The organism is Dysgonomonas sp. GY617 (genome assembly GCF_015233815.1).
In the GTDB taxonomy this organism is placed as follows: Bacteria; Bacteroidota; Bacteroidia; order Bacteroidales; family Dysgonomonadaceae; genus Dysgonomonas_A.
This window is the reverse complement of record NZ_JADCLR010000001.1, coordinates 398,019-418,920: the sequence shown is the minus strand read 5'-3', so window position 1 is coordinate 418,920 and position 20,902 is coordinate 398,019. Positions and strand designations below refer to the sequence as shown.

The window sequence follows — 20,902 nt, the reverse complement described above, 5'->3', positions numbered from 1 at the left end:
GTATCCAATCAGGTTAATGCCTGCTGATAGGTATCTTTATCGTTGCTATTTTGCTCAACCTCCAATACAATAACAAAAGGTTGTCCTGCTACAAAATTGGCAGGTATAGCTATATTATACAAACTGTTGTTTTGTTTGTTACGACCTCCGTTTATAATATCTACCGCCTTTTTATCGGATAGAAAATACGCTTTTATAGGTTTTAACCCGCCTTTTGGTATTTCTATATTCAGCATATTATTAATGGGTCTATTAAAAACAGTCAGATATATTTTATTATCCTTCTTGGTGAAATATCCCCAACCCTGCTTTTTCAAATCGGTATATGAGCATCCATAAACGGCTTCGCTGTTTACTTTCATCCACTCCCCTATTTCTTTGGCAAGCTTGGTTTCTTCGGGTCTTATGTTTCCTTTTCCATCGGGTCCGAAATTCAAGACAAAGTTACCATCCATCGAAACCGATCGTACAAGCATATCAATCAGATCGAACGAAGTCTTTATATATCCTCTCCATTCCGAATGATAGCCCCATTGGTTTTCGGGTATAGTCATCACACAATCCCAATCGTTACCATTTACATCGGCAATAGAATTGGGCAGATCGCGTTCCCAACCCTGCTCATAATCTCCCATCAAATCACCATTCGAGTCGAAGTGCCTCTTTCCGTTTTCATCCGCTCTGAAACGGCTTCCTATTATCAGTCCGGGACGCATTGCTCTCATTTCTTTTTCAAGATTGTCGGCAAATTCTACTTGATCTATCCAAGCCTTATCCCATGTTCCATCAAACCAAAGTCCTTTTGCTGTTGGATAGTCGGTTAATAATTCGATTAACTGATTGCGTGTAAACTGCTTAAATTCTTCGTAAGCAGCCTTCTCCTCAGTTGTTTCGGGTATTGCACTCCTATATCCTTTTTCATGCCAGTCGATAATCGAAAAGTACAGATATACATCAATACCTTCTTTATCGTAAGCATCTACAATCTCCCTCAGAAGATCTTTTTTATATGGGGTATTTTTTATTGTATAGTCGGTATATTTGCTTGGCCAGATACAAAATCCATCATGATGTTTAGTTGTAATAATCATGTACTTTGCACCCATATCCTTAGCTTGTTTAGCCCATCCTTTTGCATCGAAGCTGGTTGGATTAAACTCTTTGTAAAGGTTATCGTAGGCATCTTTAGGCATTTCTTTCCACGAACGAATCCATTCGGCTGCTCCCGGATAATACTTGCCATCCCAATGACCGCCTGCCATAGCATAAACTCCCCAGTGGATAAACTGACCTAAGCCATATTCTCTCCACTTCTGCATTTCTGCATCTGTTCGCTTTCCTAAACGATGAGTCCCGTGTTGTAGCGGTATTGACGACCTTTTAGTTTGTGCAAAACTCTGTGCAAATGCAATATTCAATAAAAGAATAACCAAAAATACTATTTTTTTCATAATTTCTAACTTAAAAAAAGGAATACTTTCATTGTTAACACTTATCAGTTAATAGCTACTAATCAACTTTTTGAATGTTTTCTTGTTAACTATTGTCTAATGAATATTTTACAACCCTATATGTTCATTTTTATTCTCCCGAGGCTTATCTTTATTCAAAGATTTATTTCCGCCTTGAGCATAATTCCATAGTATCTTATCTTCGAAAGTTTGCCCTTTGTTTGAGGCTTTTACATCTATATTATTCACCCCTTCTTTGAGTTCTACATTCTCAAAAATATAATGTACATCGGTAGTTCCCTTCTTGTAGTTTTTAACTTCAACACCGTTTACAAACAGTTGAGGGATACCAATATTAGAATAAACTGTAACGGGTGTTATCTTGTTTTCTCTTTCGGTTACTCTTCGTTGAGTAATATACAAAACGGGCTCTTTGCTCCAATTGGCTTTATACCAATAAAAAGGGTCTTTCTTAAGATTGCGGTCAAAGGTTACCAGTCCCTTCATATTGCGAGCCTCAACCCCACCTTGCGAACTGGCAGGCGTAGCAAAGTCGAACGTGTTCCACAGATAGGAAGCCAACAAATAAGGATGCTTGGCAATATATCCCCACTGAATCTCATGAAAGCGGGTAGCAAATGTTTCGTTGTAACGTTTGTCGAATCCGCAGCAGTCGCCCACATCGCCCACCACCTCTTGCTGATGATAGATGTTTGCTTCTGTACCATATTCGGCCAGCATTACTTTATAGTTGGGATAGTTTTTCTCCATTCCCTCTATCCAAGGTTCTATGTCTTGAATTTTCTTTTCGTACCACCCAAAATATCGGTTGATACCTTGTATATCAGCATTCATATTCACACCATGCCCCGGATCTCCGTATCCGTTTACCGATACGGTATATCTGTAAGGATCTTCCGATTTTGCCAGATCATCAAGTTCGGCTGTTAACGAGGCTGTGTAATTGATAGGTGTATATACTTCGTTGTGCAACCCCCAAGTATAGATTGATGGGTGATTGTAATTCTGGCGGATGAGCTCGGTCAGTTGCTGTTTGGCATTATCAGCCTCTTTGGTAGAAACTCTATTAACAAAAGGAATTTCTGCCCAAATCATAAAACCTATACTATCGCATTTTGAATAGAAGTATTCGGATTGCTGATAATGAGCCAAACGAATGGTAGTTGCTCCTACTTCTTTTATAATAGCCAAGTCGGCATCGTGCTGCTCGTTAGTTAATGCACTGCCCAGCTGCCACCAATCCTGATGGCGGCAAACGCCATACATGGGTACTTTTTTACCATTGAGATACATTCCATCAGCAGCTTTCAGCTCAAAATGTCTCAATCCCAAAGGCTGCACTACTTCGTCTATAACCGATCCGTTGGCAACCAACTGAGTGACTACTTTATACAGATAAGGGTCTTCGAGTCCTTGCCACAAACGAGGTTTTATGACAGTGAAGTTCTGTGTAAAGAACTGTCTGCCCTGAGGCAATACATTTACAGTGGCTTCTTTTTTCAGTTTCAGATTACCCTCCATATCATAGATAGTAGTCTTCAAGACGATATCTTTAGCATCAATATTCTTGTTCTCTACCTTTATTTCTACATCTACATCTGCCGATTTGCTAGTCACATTTTTTTGTGTGATATAAATACCGGGCGATGCATAATCGGTTACAGTTATATTTACCTTCTCGGTTACAATAAGATGCACAGGGCGATATATACCTCCATAGACAGCAAATAAGGTACTGTTAATAGGTATAACGTCGGGGCGAGAGGTATTATCTACCTTCACCAATAGTTCGTTATCTTCACCAAACTTCAATAGTTTTGATATTTCGATAGTGAAAGCCGAGTAGCCTCCTTTGTGATTGCCTGCAAACACGCCATTAACATATAACTCCATCACTGTGGAGACTCCTTCGAAATTAAGGAAAAGACGTTTGTCCTTCAATGAAGCATCGGGACGATACGTTTTCTTATAATAGGCTTCGCCCGCATAATAGTTATTTTTATCGTTCTGCATATCCGTAGCATTCCACGTATGAGGAATGGTTACATCTTGCCATCGTTGATCGAAACCCGACTGAAAGAGTATAGGATCTGTCGGGAAAGGTCCTTTCTTGAATGACCACTCATCGTTAAAAGACTTTACGTCTCTTCCCCAAGTAGCCATCACAATGGATAGGATTAATAGTAAACTGGTTAATCGTTTCATAGTATATATCGTTTTGTTTATCTACGTACCATTAAAGAGATTAAAAAATCTCTTATTATTATTGAGCAAGCTTATAAACTTCTGTTCCTGCCAAAAGAAAAGCTCCTACTCCATACACCGCAGTCATATCTTCGGTTACCTGCTTAGGATCAGCGCCTATAGGTTGTACCCAACCCAGTTTTCCATCTTCTGAAACCGCCGAGCTTAAAGCACTCCATGCTTTTTCTAACGAAGGAAGGTAGTCGCTTCTATTCAACAAATCAGCATTGATGCCATATGCCAAAGCATAGGCTATGAGAGCCGTAGCACTGGTTTCAGGCGATGGGTATTCTTTCGGATCAAGCAAGCTTGCGTGCCAAAATCCATTATCGGATTGCAAAGCAACCAATGAGCCTACCAATTCAGAAAACAGATTTTCATAAAAAGGTCTTAGTTTAGAGTCCGTAGGCAAAGTTTTTAAAATATTCACCAATCCGGCAGCAACCCATCCGTTACCTCTTCCCCAGAACACCTTCTTACCATTGTTTTCTCTCTGATCGAAGAATCGGTCATCCCTGAAAAACAGTTTATTTTCTTTATCGTATAAATAATTGTAGGTGAGTTTAAATTGCTTATCCATAAACAACAAGTAATCGTCATTACCCGTCAGTTGTGCCAATTGTGCATATACGGGCGGCGCCATAAACAAGGCATCGCACCACGTCCACGCCTGCTTACTGCCATTGGTTAAAATAGAATTGGGAGGATTACTCATAATCCAGTTAACTCTGTTTATGGTTGCTTCCATCATTTCCTTTTTTTTGAATACGCTATACATATTCAAATAGAACTGACCTATACAAAGCTCATCGGCATGATATAGTTTGTACTTAGGCATATCTTTAAAATTAGATGGTATCTGCCAATCATTCTCATCACCTATTTGAGTAAGCCATGTATAATACTTTTTGCCATCATCCAACATTGCTGCCCATTCTGCCAACCCCAGATAGAGCGTGGCATTAGTCCATGCATCTATCCCAAAATCGTGCAGGTAACCGGCGCTACCTACTTTGGAATAAGTGAAATGATTTACTTGCCAATCGGCAACTTTATCAAGTGTAGTTTGTAAAGTCTGCTTATCCGGAATTTCGGTAATTGACTGTGCTTCACAATCAGAATTAAGGCTAATAAATAAGTAGGTTATTATAAAACAGACAAAAGTGTTTATTTTCATAGTAAATTTCTGAAATAATAGGTATAATGATTATCATCTGTCAACTTATCTTATCCATAAATTGACAGCTAAAACTCAATAGCAAAAGTATCCCTTCTTTCGTATTTCGATTTGTCCTATCTCGTTTTTCTTTTGCTTTATTTGGTTTATAGCACCCTCAGAAGCCTTTATTTACTCACTTTTGCCTTTTTTCTGTTTGGCTGCGAAAGCAGTAGGAGTATCGCCAAATTCTTTTTTAAATGCACGCGTAAAATATGATTGGCTTTCTATACCTATCCGCTCCATAATATCACGCATCGTTACATCCTCTTCCACAATAAGGCGGGCTGCTTTGCGAAGACGGTAACTTAAGATGAACTCAACTATCGATTTGTCGGTCATGCTCTTTACTTTAGTATAAAGCTTGCTACGGCTCATAGAGAGTTCCGAAGCTATATAATTGACATCCATTTCGGGCTGATCGATATGTTGATCGAGTATTTCGATAAATTTCTTTAAGAATTTATTATCCTGCTGATTGGTTGACAGTTCGGTACTGTCCACAAAATAATTCTTTGCATAATATTCTTTGAGTTGCTGCTGACGCTTAAGTATGTTCTGTATTGTAAGCCTCAATAAATTAAAATCGACAGGCTTTTCGAAATAAATATCTGCACCTGAGTCTGCCCCCTCCATTTTACTCTCCAAGCCAGTTTTGGCTGTCAGCAAAACAAAAGGGATATGAGATATATTTACATCCTCTTTTACTTTCTTACACAAGGTTATACCATCCATGTGAGGCATCATTATATCGCTCACTACCATATCTATCTCCATGTTATCGAGCAGTTTAAAAGCTATTAACCCGTCAGCGGCCTGCACCACATCATAGTAAGGGAGCAGCGATTCGGCAATAAGTTTACGCAGATCATCATTATCCTCAACAACCAGTATTCTCTTTTTATCGCGAAGAAGAATATCCTCCTCATTCGCTATATTCTGATCGGAGTTTGGCTCTCCATCCGCTTCTATATATAGAGATGCTGGTATATCATCAACATACACTTCATTTGTTATAAACTCACACTCTTCGTAGCTATCGGTATCAAACGGAAAGCTAACAACCATATCTGTACCCTTTTCCCGTTCACTATAAATACTGATCGTCCCTTTATGAAGCAGAACCAAACTTTTCACCAAAGCCAAACCAATGCCTGTGCCCAGATGCGAATCGAAATTGACAGTCTTTACTTTATAAAACCGTTCGAAAACACTTTGAATGGAATCTTTAGAAATACCTATCCCCGAATCGCGAACTACAATAGTATATAAGTTTTTAGCCTCTCCGTTACTATTGCTAATAGTAAAGCTGTCTTTATATACTGATTTGAAATTGGCAGGAGTTGAATATACTTCGAGACGTACACAACCCCCATCTTTGGTATATTTGAAGGCATTATTGAGCAAATTCATAATTATTTTCTCCATCACCTGCCTATCCGCATATACGGTTGGCACAATCTGAGGATCGATAAAAAGATCAAATTTAATATTGCGTTGTCGGGCATAATCCTCAAAATCAAAAGCCAACTCTTTGATAAATGCAGTAAGGTTTACAGATTGAATATGCAGTTTCATCTTCCCGTTCTCTACGGTTCTGAAGTCCATTAATTCATTTACCAGATTCAATAACCTTTGTGCGTTATTATTCAGCAAATGATAGTAATATTCTTTCAAACCCTCCATACGCAATTTATCCAAAGCGGCAAGAATGAGAGAAAGCGGCGTTCTGAAATCGTGCGAAATATTAGTAAAGAAACGAAGTTGCGATTGATGAATCTCCTCTTTTTGATTCTTTTCAACCTCATCAAGATATATTTGCAGTCGGAGTTTCTTCTGCTGATTATAATAACTCAAGACAACATATGCTATACCTGCCAAAATCAGAAAGTATAAAACATATGCCCACCAGCTCAACCATGGAGCCGACAATCGTTTTACTTTAATAACAATGGGAGTTTCGTTCCAAACACCATCATTATTGGCAGTCATCACCTCAAAAGTATAATTGCCGGGAGGTACTTTCGAATAGAAGGCACTGCGACTCGAAGCATCTACCTCAATCCAGCGATCGTCGTACCCTTTGAGGCGAAACCTGAAACGGTTTTTTTCGGGTATCAGATAATTATCGGACGAAAACTTAAAGCCAAAGTTAACCTGAGTATAGTCGAGTACTATTTCATCGGGAAACGAAGCAAAGTCCCCTTCGCTAGAATCTCCACCCAGATTTGGCTTTACAGATATATTGTTGACCAGAAAATCGGTAATAATAACTCTGGGTTCAAATTTATTGGATGATATTTCCTTCGGATTCACTTTAGTGAACCCATTCGACCCTCCAAAATACAAACTGCCATCTTTACTTCTGAATGATGATAAAGGATAATACACCTGCCCTTGTACCCCATCTTTTTTATCAAATCTCAGAAACTTATCATCCTCGGGGCTGTACCTAAACAAACCATTGTCGGTACCCATCCACATGTTATTATCGTTATCGGCACAAATACTGTAAATAGAGGATACATTAAATTTCAGAATATTATCATAGACACTAAATACCGAAGTCTGCGTATCGTATTTTATAAGTCCGTTTCCTATTGTACCTATCCAAATATTATTGTTATTATCGGCTGAGATAGTTTGAGCATTGGGGTAAAACGAATCGTGGAAGGGTACTATTGTTACCTCACGAGTTGCCACATCCATCCTATATATTTTCTTATGAGTGATTATCCACAGGTTTCCGACCGAATCTTTACACATGTCGTAGATATAGTCGTTACTATCAGACTCATCGAAATAATAATGGGTGAATATTTTCTCACTGAACGAATAGAACGATACAACCAACTTTCTCAACTGATAGGCAATCCACAAACCCGAATCGGGTTCGGATACTATTTTGCGAAGGTCGTTCGACAAGAGGCTTTTCTTATTTTCCTTTTCTCTCTTAAAATTAAAAAATCGCTTACTTTCTACATCATAACGATCTAATCCTCCCCGAAACATCGAAATCCAGAGATTATTATCAGAATCCATCACCAGCGATTTCACATTGTCATACGAGAGATTATTCTCGCCCAAGCTTTTCGTATAGTAAGTAAACTTTTCGGTTTGCTTATCCATACGGTTTACTCCACCACCCTCAGTAGCTATCCACAGATATTGAGAGTCTTCGGCAAAACCACTTACCAGATTATGATTTAGCTGACCTAAACCCACGAGGTAACTTTTGAAACTTACTTTTTCATCGAGATTTACATAAGACAAGCCTCCCGAATAAGTACCTATCCAGATATTTCTCTGATTGTCTTCTGCAATTGTCCAGATCGAATTATCGGGCAAGCTAAAAGGCTCCGATTTAGAATGTAAGTAAAGTTCATAATTTCGGGTTTCAGGATCAAGTATATACAAGCCCCTCTGAGTACCTATCCATATCTGGTCGTTCTTATCTATATGAAACATCTTCGACAGAATGTGTTCATTATCCTGCTGATAAAAGAAATCGAAATGTTTTTCTATACTTCTTGTAGGAATATCCAAGCAAAGAAGTCCCTGATCGGCAACCAGCGCCCATATCTTATCGCCTTTCTTACGGATAGTTTGTATGTATGAGGACGGGAACGAAAACAAGGTCTCAATCTTCTTACTTGCATAATTGTATTCATAAATCTTACCTCTCGCCGAAGCCAAAAACCACGATGAATCATCGCCATCGTAAGCACTTATTTCTGCCAGCGGTTTACCATTATATTCTATTGTCTTCCAATCTTTAGACTCATCATCATATACGGTTATCAATCCTGATAGGCTTGCCCAGATATTATTATGAGAGTCTACACTCACATTCGTCACATTCTTATCCAGCAATAGCGTAAAAGAATCCGAAGAGTTGTCATACTGGTACAATCCGTTATTGGTAGCAACAAGTAATCTGCCCGAAGCATCGGCAGCTATCATATTAAAAAGCCAGCGATTAGAAATGTCTAAATCTTTGAAGTAGGTATAATAGCGCTTATATTGATAGCCATCGAAACGATACAGATCGTTGTCCATAACTACCCATATAAAACCATCTTTATCTTGTTGTATCGATTTTACACCATCATAATAAAAGCCGCCTTCAGGAGAAAAAGTCCTGAATCGATAATTGTTTTTACCTCCTGCCGAAAGGGGGCACATCATAAATAATGTATGTAAGAAGAATATCGAAAATAATAGATACTTTCTCATGTGCTTCAAATAATAATAAGATTAGGCTAACTATCGAAAAAAAACTCTGACAGCAAACAACTTAATTGCTTGTCAGTATATATTAATACAAAAAAAACACAATATCAATCCTGTACACAACGTACCGAAAAACGGAAATTTAAATTACCACTACCAAAGGACGATAACGTAGAACCACTAAAACTTAAATACCGATATCCTCCAGCAGGAGCAGACGTCCACAAATAAGCAGAAGTAGAAAAAGCAACCGCATTGAGTCCATCCTCACGTACCCATCCAGCAGGAAGAATATTAAAACCAGAAATGGTAACAGCCAGATCAGCCGAACCCCATTTGTAACCTACTCCACTATCAGTTGTTTTATAAGTAGCTCCTACATTTCCCCGTAATTTGGCACCAAGATCTGTTACTCCCAAAGTTGTTGTTAAATCTGCCCAATCTTGTACCGAGGCTACGTGCCACCCTTTGGGGCAAGCTACCATTGCCTGATTCCAAGTATAGAACAAACCAAATATAGAAACAAAAGCCTCATTAGTCATAGTTTTCACTATACCATTCTCGGTATAAGTTACATTTCCCGAGGGCATAACTCCCAACACTTTAATCTGAGCCAATGGCATTACTGTTGCATTTTTTGCAGGATTGAAACGCACACCATCTACAGGGTCAATGCAAGTACCATCAGGTTTTCGAATGGCGCGCAAGTTTTGAGTCATCCAACGTTTAGTACCAAACACTTTAGTGGTGTACTGATTTCCTTCAAAATCGGTAAGGATTCCGCTTGCTTCATTAAACGAAGCTCTATCTCTTCTTGGAACCGTTCCTCCTAAATATTGCCAATTGTCGCCACTCCACACATAAATACCCGCAGCGATAGGCGAACAAAGGTCGCCCACATGATATACTGTCAAACCTATATGGGTGGTTTTATCTAACGATCCTCCTTGCACACCCATGCTCAGTCCCAAATCTCCATCAAGAGCTTTGAGTTCAACACGAGGCATTCCCAACCCCTTTGTCGTATTACTAAGTCCATCCGACTGGGCATCAGTAGTGTCAAATTCTTTCAGTTGCAACAAAGCTCCCGATGCGGCAAGCTTGTCTGAACCGATAGTAACCTGTCCCAATAATGTATTATTCATGACAAATAATAACACTAGAAAAAATATTGCTTTTAAAATATTATTCTTCATAAATTTCGAATAAAAAGTAAGGATAAAGCACAAACTACTGAAAAAAAGATTCACTTTTCTTCGATTAATTAACAAACAACACTGATTCTATCTGAACAAAGATATACTAACATAATTTCTTATAAAAGAGATAATCTAAAAAAAAGAAAAGTACACCTTATTATTTAAGTGTACTTTCTTCTACATGTAGGTTTTTAGCCCTTATTTCAATCTTATTTCTTTTATAATATCCTGAGTCATAGCATCCAGATCGTAATCGGGTTTCCAATCCCATTCCTCTCGAGCCTCCTTATCATCAATACTATCGGGCCACGAATCGGCTATCTCCTGACGATAATCGGGTACATAAGATATTTTAAAATCGGGAATCACTTTTTGTATAGATTCCATCATCTCTTTAGGTGTTACACTGAATGCTGCCAGATTGTATCCCGTTGCATTCTGCAAACGCGATTTATCTGCCTGAAACAACTCAATAGTCGCCTTCAAACAATCGGGCATATAAATCATTGGCAACATAGTATCCTCTGTCAGGAAACATTCGTATGAGCCTTTTTTCACTGCATCAAAATAAATAGCCACCGCATAATCGGTAGTACCGCCACCCGGCTGTGTCTTATGGCTTATTACGCCCGGATACCTCAACCCTCTGATATCCATATCGTATTTGAGGTTATAATAATTGCCCAGCAGTTCGAGAGCAACTTTGGTTACCCCATACATGGTAGTAGGATGCAAGATAGTTTTCTGAGGAGTCATAACACGCGGCGTATCGGGTCCAAAAGCAGCAATGGAACTGGGAACAAGTACCCGTTCTATTTTCTTTTCGCGTGCCACTTCAAACACATTTACCGTACCATTGATATTAACATTCCAAGCCAATTGAGGATTTTTCTCACCCACGGCAGACAGTATAGCTGCCAAGTGAACAATGCTATCTACCTCGTATTTATCTATTGTTTCGGACAAAGCTTTTGTATCCAACACGTCTAATTGTACAAAGGGACCGCTATTTAACAAATCGGGGCAAACCTTAGTAGACAAGTCGGAAGCAATCACATTGTCGTTTCCGTATATTTTGCGAAATGCAAGAGTCAGCTCAGAACCAATTTGTCCTCCGCAACCCGTAAAAAGTATTTTTTTCATAGTTTATTAAAGTAATGTCGAGTATTCATTCTGTATCACTCAGTAATAAGCAACAGTTAATCCTGCACTGACCAAAGTCTAAAAAAGGTATTAAAACTTAAATAACGCCTAGTTCTTTACCCACTTTAGTAAATGCAGCAATACACTTTTCGAGATGCTCTCTTTCGTGTGCTGCCGATAATTGAACACGTATACGTGCTTCGCCTTTAGGTACTACGGGATAGTAAAAGCCTGTAACATAGATACCCTCATCCAAAAGCTTAGCAGCTACTTGTTGCGAAAGTTTAGCATCGTATAACATTACTGCGCAAATAGCAGATTGTGTAGGTTTTATATCGAAGCCTGCGGCTTGCATTTTAGAAACAAAATAGTCGACATTTGCATGAAGTTTGTCCTGACGATCGTTACTTTCGTCCATCATTTCGAACATACGTATACCTGCACCTGCAATCATTGGAGGGATAGAGTTAGAAAACAAATAAGGGCGTGAGCCTTGACGCAACATACTTATTATTTCTTTCTTACCCGTTGTAAAACCACCAATAGCTCCACCAAATGCTTTGCCTAAAGTACCGGTTATAATATCGGCTTTGCCTTTGCAATTATATAGTTCGGTTACTCCACGTCCGGTTTTGCCGACTACTCCTGCCGAGTGGCTTTCGTCTATCATTACCAAAGCTTCGTATTTGTTGGCTAGCTCCATAATCTTATCCATTGGGGCTACGTTACCATCCATAGAGAAAACGCCATCGGTAACTATTATGCGGAAACGTTGTGCTTGCGATTGTTTAAGACACTCTTCCAATTCAGTCATATTGGCATTGGCATATCGGTATCTTTTTGCTTTGCAAAGACGTACACCATCGATAATGGATGCATGATTAAGTGCATCGGAGATAATGGCATCCTCTTCGCCTAACAGAGGTTCAAACACACCACCATTGGCATCAAAACAAGCTGCGTAAAGAATAGAATCTTCGGTTCCAAAAAAGTTAGATATTTTCTGCTCCAGTTCTTTGTGTATATCTTGAGTTCCACAGATAAAGCGAACCGACGACATCCCAAATCCGCGTTTATCTAACGCCTCTTTGGCTGCATCAATCAACTCCTGATTATCGGATAAACCCAGATAATTGTTTGCACAAAAATTCAGAACCTCTTGCCCTGTTTGTACTTTTATCTGCGCACTTTGAGCAGATGTAATAATTCTTTCGTTTTTAAATAATCCTTGTTCCTCGATCGAGCTTAATTCGTTTTGCAAAAATGCTTGAAATTTTCCGTACATGACTTTATTGCTTATAGTGAATATTTAAGGTTTGATAAAAATAAGGAGAATATTCAAATCTGAAACTTCTCCTTATTTTTTCTATTTTTAAGATCAGCGATCTAATCTAATTCTTGCTTGTAATAACTAAAGCTTGTTTGAAGTAATAAATATAGTAATTAATTTTCTCCTAATATCTACTTTTTCACGCATAGTTATCAAATAATATTCACTGATTAATTATACCCCGGATTATTTTCCCATTTCAATCCCGAATTTGAGTCGATCACCCCTTGTGGTATTGGCCACAACACATGCTGGTCTTTTATGGTAGAAGCCGATTTCGAGTTATATTTCTTAGTTCTTTCGATCAGTTTTCCGGTACGTACCAATGTGAAACGTCGCATTTCTTCGCCCAGTAATTCTCTTACTCTTTCATCCAACAGATAATCTATGTTTACATCTGCTTGTGTTGCCAACGTAGCTCCTGCTCTGGCTCTCACCTTGTTTATGGCATCGGTAGCTTTGGCTATCTGATTGTCTTTAATATACGCCTCAGCCAACAAGAGATATGTTTCGGCTAAACGGAATCTCATTTTATCTTTTTGGTTTCCATTATAAGTCTCGTCATTTTCGGGCATATAATCAAACTTGGTAGTTGTAGGGAAAACATATCCCCTATCCATATTATCCTCGGTAATAGTATGTTTCTTTCCAAACAATGCTGTATTCTTCGGATCGTTATATACATACTCGCGGCGAATATTGTATATTGAATTTCTCATATCTTTCGCCTCATAACTATCCAACCAATGTTGAATTGGACGTATTTGTCCTAAACCTCTACCACCATACTCCTGAGATATTATAAATCCGGGGATGCTGTAATAAGCTCCTACCCATGCACGGCGAGTCCAATCATTGTAAGTAGTGCTTCCGCCTTGCACGTTGTATTCTGCCTGAACTACCCATATAGATTCCATGTTGCCAGCTTTACGATTCTGATTCTTTTCGAGAAACATATCTGCAAAAGGATCGCCCGGCTGCGATGAGTTTTTACCGAAACGTGTATTCATTAATTGAAAGTAAGATGAATTGATTACTTCTAAAGCCGTAGTTTCTGCTTTTTTATAATCGCCTGCAAAAATACTTATCTCACTCAACATATGCAGTGCAGCCCATTTGGTTAACTCTCCGTCTTTTACATTATTCGGATTTTCGGGCAGATATTGTGCCGCAAATTCTAAATCTTCAATCATCTTTGCCAATACCTCAGCTTTGGGTGTTCTTGGAAAGTCTACTCTATATTCCTCTTCCACTTTATCTACCCAAGGCACATCGCCATACAGATAGGTTAAATAACGATAGGCATAGGCTCTGAAAAAACGGGCATTAGCTTGAAAGAATTGTTTATCGGTGTCTTTACTCCAAACTACATCGCCTTTCTCTGCATAATTTATCATCATATTGGCATTGGTAATCAAGCCATACGCCCACTTCCATCTATTGGATATGTAACTGTTGGTGGCATCGAAAGTATATTTTTGGAATGGTTGCAACGTACCGTCCACATTGTTTATATAACAAATGTCTAACCCACCCTGCAACACCTCGTAAGCACAAGCTCCTTGCGATACAATGTTATCGTTCCATGTCTCAAATTCGAGTCTCGAATAAGCCTGCAATCCATTCAATGCAGCATTAAAGCCTTTGGTCGTCTTGTATGTTTGCTCGGCACTCTCGAAATTCTGTGGAGTTTCGTCCAAAAAACTTTCGCTGCATGCACTGCACAAAACAAGAGCTAATAGAATACTTGATATATATTTTTTCATGATAAACTGCTATTTAAATATTCATTGTTTTGTTTTTATTTGCAGGGGCTGACTTCTATGTCGCCATTTTCGGACAAACACTTAGCGTTGCCCCTGCAAGAAAAGGTGTTAGGTCTTAAAAAGTCACATTCAGTCCTATAATAAATACCCTCTGTGTAGGATAGCCCGAAGCATCTAAACTGTATTTATCTTGCTCTATGTTGGTTGTGAATTTTTTCGCATCCGAGAAAGTAAACAAGTTACGACCATTCACATAAGTTGTTAGAGCCTCAAGACCAATCTTTTTAATCGCTTCTTTTGGGAATTGATAAGCCAGATTTACATCCTGAATTCTAATAAATGAGGCACTTGTATAGAAAGTGTGCTTGGTTTCGTTATAGCCCAATCGAGTATATTCGTTCGATCGGTTTTCGGGAGTCCAATAATTTATATTATTGATATAGTTTACATTCTTGTTGAATAACTGACGTTCGAATTTTACGGTTTCATTTTCTTTAGTTACATCAAATACTCCGTTAAGGAATACCGACAGCGACCAATTTTTGTATATAAATGTATTTGTAAGACCTGCCGTCCAGACGGGAAGTTTAGAACCGATAATCACGCGGTCGTCGGCAGTAATCTGTCCGTTACCATCCTTATCGTACAGTTTAGCATCACCGGGTATAGCTTTGTATTTTGCTGCCTCTTCTCTCTCATCTTCCTGCCAGATGCCTGTTACTTTGTAGTCATAATAAACACGGATGGGTTGACCAATAAACCATTTATTACTAATATCGTCTTTTCCATCTTCTTTCAAGGCTACAATTTTGCTCCAGTTGCCCGATAGCACAAAGGTTGAATTCCATTGAAAACCTTCGCTTTTTATATTCACAGAATTAAGAGTTAAGTCGAAACCTGTATTTTTAGTCTTACCCACATTATCCATCATGGTAGTATATCCATTCATAACGGGTACCGATCTATTCATCAACAAATCTTTAGTTCTGGTATCGTAATAGTCAAACGATCCACTCAAACGATTGTCGAAGAGATTGAAATCGACTCCTGCATTGAACGAATAAGATGTTTCCCATTTCAAATTGGGGTTTCCTTTCGTAAAGTTTGCCACCAAACCTCCTGCAAATTCGGCATCATTACCATATATATAGTCACGTTGAGCCAGCTTTGTTTTTGTTTGATAAGCACTTACTGCCTGATTACCATTAGACCCATACGACATTCTGAATTTAAGGAACTCCAATTGCTTTAAATCCCAATTCTGAAAGAACGATTCTTCACTTATCACCCAAGCCCCTGCAACCGATGGAAAAAGTGCCCATTTGTTGTTATCTCCAAAGGCCGAATATCCATCTCGACGAGCTGTAAGCGTCAATAAATAACGTCTGTCGTAAGAGTAGTTTGCACGTCCCATCCACGATAGAAGAGCAGTTTCTTCTTTAGTAGAAGATATGTTTTTCTTGCCTTGTGCCATTCCAATATTGTGGTAACCATTGGCATCCGATAGGAAGCCTTCGCCCGATGAGTCTTGATTACTTGTATTGGTTTTCTGAGCACTATATAATCCCGTTAAATCAAGGTGATGTTTTCCCCAATTGTTATCATAACGAATAATGTTTTCCCAAGTCCAGTCACCATAACTTGTATTGGTTATAGAAGCCGATCCGCCAACAGGTTCGCCCGTCATAGTAGTAGAACCGTAGTAACTGCCCTGCTCACGATGGCGATATGAGTATCCAAAATTAGCTCGGTACGAAAGTCCTTTTACAGGTAGTTTTATATCTGCAAAAGCATTGGTATATGCTGCACGAGAAACGTCGTCCAATATTGCATCCTGATCGGCAAAGGGGCTGTAATACATCGTTTCGGGACTCATCGGATAACGTACATATCTGCCATTTTCGTCTCTTACATTTCCATAAGGAGACATTCTGAAACCATAGGCAAAATTGGGAGCTTTACCACCTCTGTTTCTTTCCAACAACTGTATGTTGGCTCCAACAGTAAGCCAGCTTCCTATTTTCTGGGTAATGTTAGATGTTACCGCATATTTTTTATATCCTGTATATTTTACAATACCATCCTGATCTGATAACGATAGCGATACAAAGTAATTGGTTGCATCGGTAGCTCCCGATAAACTTATCTGATGCTCTTGTTGAATGGCTGTTCTGAACAGTTCTTTCTTCCAATCGGTTTCTCTTCCATTTTCAAAATTATCGACTAACGACGATTGTAACCAAGCTTTTGGATTATTCCATTCTTTATCGCCGGTATCTTTACGAAAGTCCTTCAATAGCTGAATATATTCGCTACCATTTCTTAAGTCGGGTAACCATTCTGCTTGTTGAAATCCTATATAGCCATTGTAGCGAACAACGGGTTTACCTACTTTACCTTTCTTAGTGGTGATAAGTATAACTCCATTGGCTGCACGCGAACCATAAATAGCAGCAGATGAAGCATCTCTCAAGACCGATATATTATCGACACTATTTTGATCTATTTCAGTAATATTTCCATTGAAAGGAATACCATCCAGAATTATCAACGGGTTATTACCTCCCGAAAGCGACTTCTCGCCCCTTACTCTGAAAGTAGCATCCTCACCCGGTTTATTATTGGAGGTAGTCACATTAAGACCTGCAATCTGCCCTTGCAAACGCTGCCCTAAACTTACTGCGGGTATTTTATCTATCTTATCGGATGATATTGTACTTACGCCTCCCGTCAAATCGCTTTTACGCTGAGTACCATAACCCACAACTACCACTTCGTCGAGCGCCGCTGAAGCATCTTCGAGCCGTACGTTTATTACCTTCTGAGAACCAACCGTAATTTCTTGTGTTTTGTAGCTGATAAAAGAAAATACCAACACCGATTTACTATCGGGAACCGATATTGTGTACTTTCCATCGAGATCGGTAACAGTACCTTTGGTCGAATTTTTCACTATGACGCTAATACCTATCATAGGTTCGTTCTGAGTATCTGTAACAGTTCCGCTTATTGTTATCTGAGCTTGAGCCGAAGCCAAAGACACAAACCCCAATAACAGCAAGAAGAATACTCTTTGAGAGAATATTTTTCGCAAATGCTTTGTGTGTGATGAATGTTTCATTTTAGATATAGATTTAAAGTGTTATTTTATTAAATAAGGTCTAAAACCTTTTTACGACTCCGATCGGTTATCATAGCCCCCGACCTACTTACATATTGGGAATGGATCTTCAAATATTTTCATTTTTTTTAGTTGATATATTTCATTTTCGGGTAAACAAAAAGGGGTTTCTCCCCTCCGACAAAAGAGGAAAAAAACGACATAAAATAGAGATCTTTGCAAGACAAAGAATCTACTACTTTCCCATATAAATATTTGGCTAAATGGTATCTTTTTAGTACCTTGACACGCGAGGTGTGTGTGTGTGTGTGTGTGTGTGTGTGTGTGTGTGTGTGTGTGTTAGCAAAATAAATAGAACCACCAAATCTGAAGAGACAAATTTGATACATCATAAAAGTAATACTTATAACTTTCTTCATATTTATTGTACTCGGTAAAAGATTAACTTTATTTAAAGTACAAACATAGATGCAGACCCTTATTTTACTCTTGCTCTTTTTGCTTATAATTTTGTCCGATTAGGTACAATACAGTAAAAGCACCCGATTTTAAAAACCTGATGCTTTTAGCTTGTAGACAATTGCAACAACTATCTTCTTATTTGTGCCTGAAACTTTTCTTGTTCGTCTTCAGCCTGCCCCTTATCTACTCGATAAAGGAGGAATCCGAAAATTTCGACAACTGTTTTTTTAAGGATTTCATCAAAAAGTAGAATCTTATCCTCTGCCAAATCGGCAACGATTTTGTACCATCCCCATTTTCTACAAAACTGCGAGTAAGAAGGAGATATTGGTTTGCCTGTTGCTTTACCTCTGAATAAAGGTTCGAAACGCTCTGAAATCTCTCTTTTTGTCGCAAAAAAAAAGCGAGCAACGGCAATGCTTCATTCATCGTTAAATTAGAAAACAATTCTTTACGACCTTCCGAAACTTTACTATCATAACTTTCGCCCACTGGTCGGCAGAGTATAGATAGTATATCCGACAAGCGCGATTGCGAATCCGACTCAAATACTGCCTCTATATCAACCCACTCGGCTAGTGTAAGCTCTTCGGTAAATGATACGCCGTAAGCAACCCCATCAACATCAACCTTATTTGTAGGTTCGCCATGATACTCTTCAAATACAAATTTTACAATATCTACAATTGTATCAAATATCTGAGTAGGGTTATTCAACAACAACTCTACATCTATACCACATACATTGGCTATCAATTGTATTTGCTCCAAGCGATCTTTAGGCTCTACCTGAAACCAACGCTCATAGTCACCTAAACGAATGTCGCTCCACGATTGAGGAATACTGATTTGTGTGTCGTCAAAAGAAAGTGTAATCATAAAAATCTGAATTTTATCCGTACTTGTTATTATACTGTATAGATAAAATTCAGAGATATAGACGATACTATTTAGATATTATAAATGGTTATTAGAATCTTACAATCGGGATTGATTTTGAACACATCCGTTATCGGATTCTGAGAGAAACCAATAGTAGGAGAAAATCGGATAGTGAAAAAATCACTAGGCTTACAATAACCTGCATACAAGGAGGTTGTAAACGACATGTAAGCTGGAGTAACGGCTCTAAAATCGGGAGGATTAACGGCCTGATAAAATTCGATTACATCCATCAGATCATTTCCTATGGCTGGATAATATTCATTATTTATAAGATCGTCGCCCAAAGTATCATTCCTTGACAGATAAACATATAAACTGAAAAGAGACATTCCCGAAAGAGCAGGAAATCTAACATCAGACAACCCTGTTATGGTTAGAGTAAATAAATACCGTCCTTCGGTAGGCACTCTTATCTCTGTTTCGTTCGTTAAGATTATGCTGCCACTTTGAGGCGACAACTTCACGCGTTGAGGTATTCCGTACGAAAAAGACTGACCTACGGTTGCCGTAAAATAACCTATCTGCCCCAACGATGGGTTTGCTTCCCACTTATTGGTTACACCATCGGGCTGCAACGCCAGAATAGAGGGACTTCCATAACCGGGAGTAAGCCTCAATCCACTATCTACTCCTGTTACTGCTTTGTTATTTACAATATCCAGTTTTGTTTGCGGATTCAACACACCTATGCCAAGTTTACCGTCGGAAGACATTACAACATCATTAGATATCTGAGCTTCTGTAAGCGTAGCACTCGAATTTTGAGCATTATCGCCAGCGGCATCAATATGAAATAACGATCGGGGATAATCGGTCTTTATGCCTATTTGCGATGATATAGATATTGTACACAGCAGACTACCCGCAAGGGCTATAAAATATACTGTTTTTTTCATGAGATTATAATTTATAAAAGATTAGAGCTCCCGATTCTGTTGCCATCTGACTCTCAACACTCGACACATCATTGGGATTGACATATAAAAATACATTGGTATCAATATCACCCGTACTAGCTAACTTTACGGTAAGGTAAATGCTGTCCTCTTTCTTTAAATTTTGTGCTACAAATATCTCAAACAACGACTGATAATTCAAAATCTGCATAAAGGGGCGCGACTCTATTGAATACAATACAGTATCTAACTGTCCTGCTCGTCTTAGCATCAGATTATACTGTATAATTACCGAGCGAGAATAAAGCATGGTAGGATCATCCCATGAAGTTATCCCATCTTTCATCAAACGGGGAACCCATCTCAACATAAAGGCAAAAGACCCTTCATTGGGAATCTTTATCATATTATCCGTCACATTCAGAGGCATTACACCCGTTACATTGTAGCGAAAATTTATTGGCTTGGATTCCATCTTTACGATAGACCCTCCCTGCCCTTTTATCAGACCCCAATAGGCATTACCATCAGCATCGCCCAGTAATACACGTTGCAAACCTTGAGTACCATCGCTAAGCTTGAAAGCGCCATAAAGCTCGTCCGACTTTAAATGAAGTCTAGCAGTAGGAGTTAAAGTACCCACTCCCATGTTTCCCTCATTGTCAACAAAAATATCGTTAGATTCTTGTGCGGGAGTTATTGCTCCCACAGTATTATCTTTTTTTCCATCGAGGTGAAATACTCCCATCACATCGGAAGTGTTTATACCTATTTGAGCAATAGACTCTATCGAAACAAATAAAAGTAAGAGATATAAATATCTGTTCATCTTCATTCAGCATTAAATAAATAAAAGTATTCAATTACATGTCTTT

The 20,902-nt window shown here is 38.7% G+C and carries 12 protein-coding genes; all 12 read right to left on the bottom strand.

What is annotated here, in order from left to right:
* Positions 1–8: 8 nt before the first annotated feature.
* The 12 genes from IR022_RS01670 to IR022_RS01615 all read right to left on the bottom strand — a co-directional run bounded on the left by IR022_RS01670 (position 9) and on the right by IR022_RS01615 (position 20,856).
* Complete coding sequence (locus tag IR022_RS01670; RefSeq protein ID WP_194202375.1) at positions 9–1,451, bottom strand: alpha-L-fucosidase; 1,443 nt, start codon at positions 1,449–1,451, stop codon at positions 9–11.
* Positions 1,452–1,559: 108 nt separating this feature from the next.
* Positions 1,560–3,677 carry a glycoside hydrolase family 2 protein gene (locus IR022_RS01665; protein WP_194202374.1) on the bottom strand — a complete coding sequence of 706 codons (2,118 nt, stop codon included), beginning with the start codon at positions 3,675–3,677 and terminating at the stop codon, positions 1,560–1,562.
* Positions 3,678–3,735: 58 nt separating this feature from the next.
* Positions 3,736–4,893: a glycoside hydrolase family 105 protein gene (locus tag IR022_RS01660; protein ID WP_194202373.1), complete on the bottom strand. Its 1,158-nt coding sequence runs from the start codon at positions 4,891–4,893 to the stop codon at positions 3,736–3,738.
* Between the two features lie 171 nt (positions 4,894–5,064).
* On the bottom strand, positions 5,065–9,168 hold the full coding sequence (locus IR022_RS01655) for a hybrid sensor histidine kinase/response regulator transcription factor (protein WP_242053012.1): 4,104 nt from the start codon (positions 9,166–9,168) through the stop codon (positions 5,065–5,067).
* Between the two features lie 104 nt (positions 9,169–9,272).
* Positions 9,273–10,310, bottom strand: coding sequence for a fibrobacter succinogenes major paralogous domain-containing protein (locus IR022_RS01650; RefSeq protein ID WP_194202372.1), 1,038 nt, complete (start codon positions 10,308–10,310; stop codon positions 9,273–9,275).
* Between the two features lie 252 nt (positions 10,311–10,562).
* On the bottom strand, positions 10,563–11,507 hold the full coding sequence (locus IR022_RS01645; RefSeq protein WP_050708762.1) for an NAD-dependent epimerase/dehydratase family protein: 945 nt from the start codon (positions 11,505–11,507) through the stop codon (positions 10,563–10,565).
* A 97-nt stretch (positions 11,508–11,604) separates the two neighbouring features.
* The gene (gene kbl, locus IR022_RS01640; RefSeq protein ID WP_194202371.1) at positions 11,605–12,792 is read right to left on the bottom strand and encodes a glycine C-acetyltransferase; all 1,188 of its coding nucleotides are present in this window, start codon (positions 12,790–12,792) and stop codon (positions 11,605–11,607) included.
* Between the two features lie 215 nt (positions 12,793–13,007).
* On the bottom strand, positions 13,008–14,603 hold the full coding sequence (locus tag IR022_RS01635; RefSeq protein WP_194202370.1) for a RagB/SusD family nutrient uptake outer membrane protein: 1,596 nt from the start codon (positions 14,601–14,603) through the stop codon (positions 13,008–13,010).
* Positions 14,604–14,718: 115 nt separating this feature from the next.
* Positions 14,719–17,724: a SusC/RagA family TonB-linked outer membrane protein gene (locus tag IR022_RS01630; RefSeq protein WP_194202369.1), complete on the bottom strand. Its 3,006-nt coding sequence runs from the start codon at positions 17,722–17,724 to the stop codon at positions 14,719–14,721.
* Between the two features lie 645 nt (positions 17,725–18,369).
* Entirely contained in the window at positions 18,370–19,065 is a 696-nt protein-coding gene (locus IR022_RS01625; RefSeq protein ID WP_194202368.1) for a hypothetical protein, read from the bottom strand.
* Between the two features lie 71 nt (positions 19,066–19,136).
* Positions 19,137–20,027, bottom strand: a complete 891-nt coding sequence (locus IR022_RS01620) for a hypothetical protein (protein WP_194202367.1) — start codon at positions 20,025–20,027, stop codon at positions 19,137–19,139.
* 4 nt (positions 20,028–20,031) lie between these two features.
* Positions 20,032–20,856 (bottom strand): hypothetical protein, encoded by an 825-nt coding sequence (locus IR022_RS01615; protein ID WP_194202366.1) that lies wholly within the window; start codon positions 20,854–20,856, stop codon positions 20,032–20,034.
* Positions 20,857–20,902: the final 46 nt, after the last annotated feature.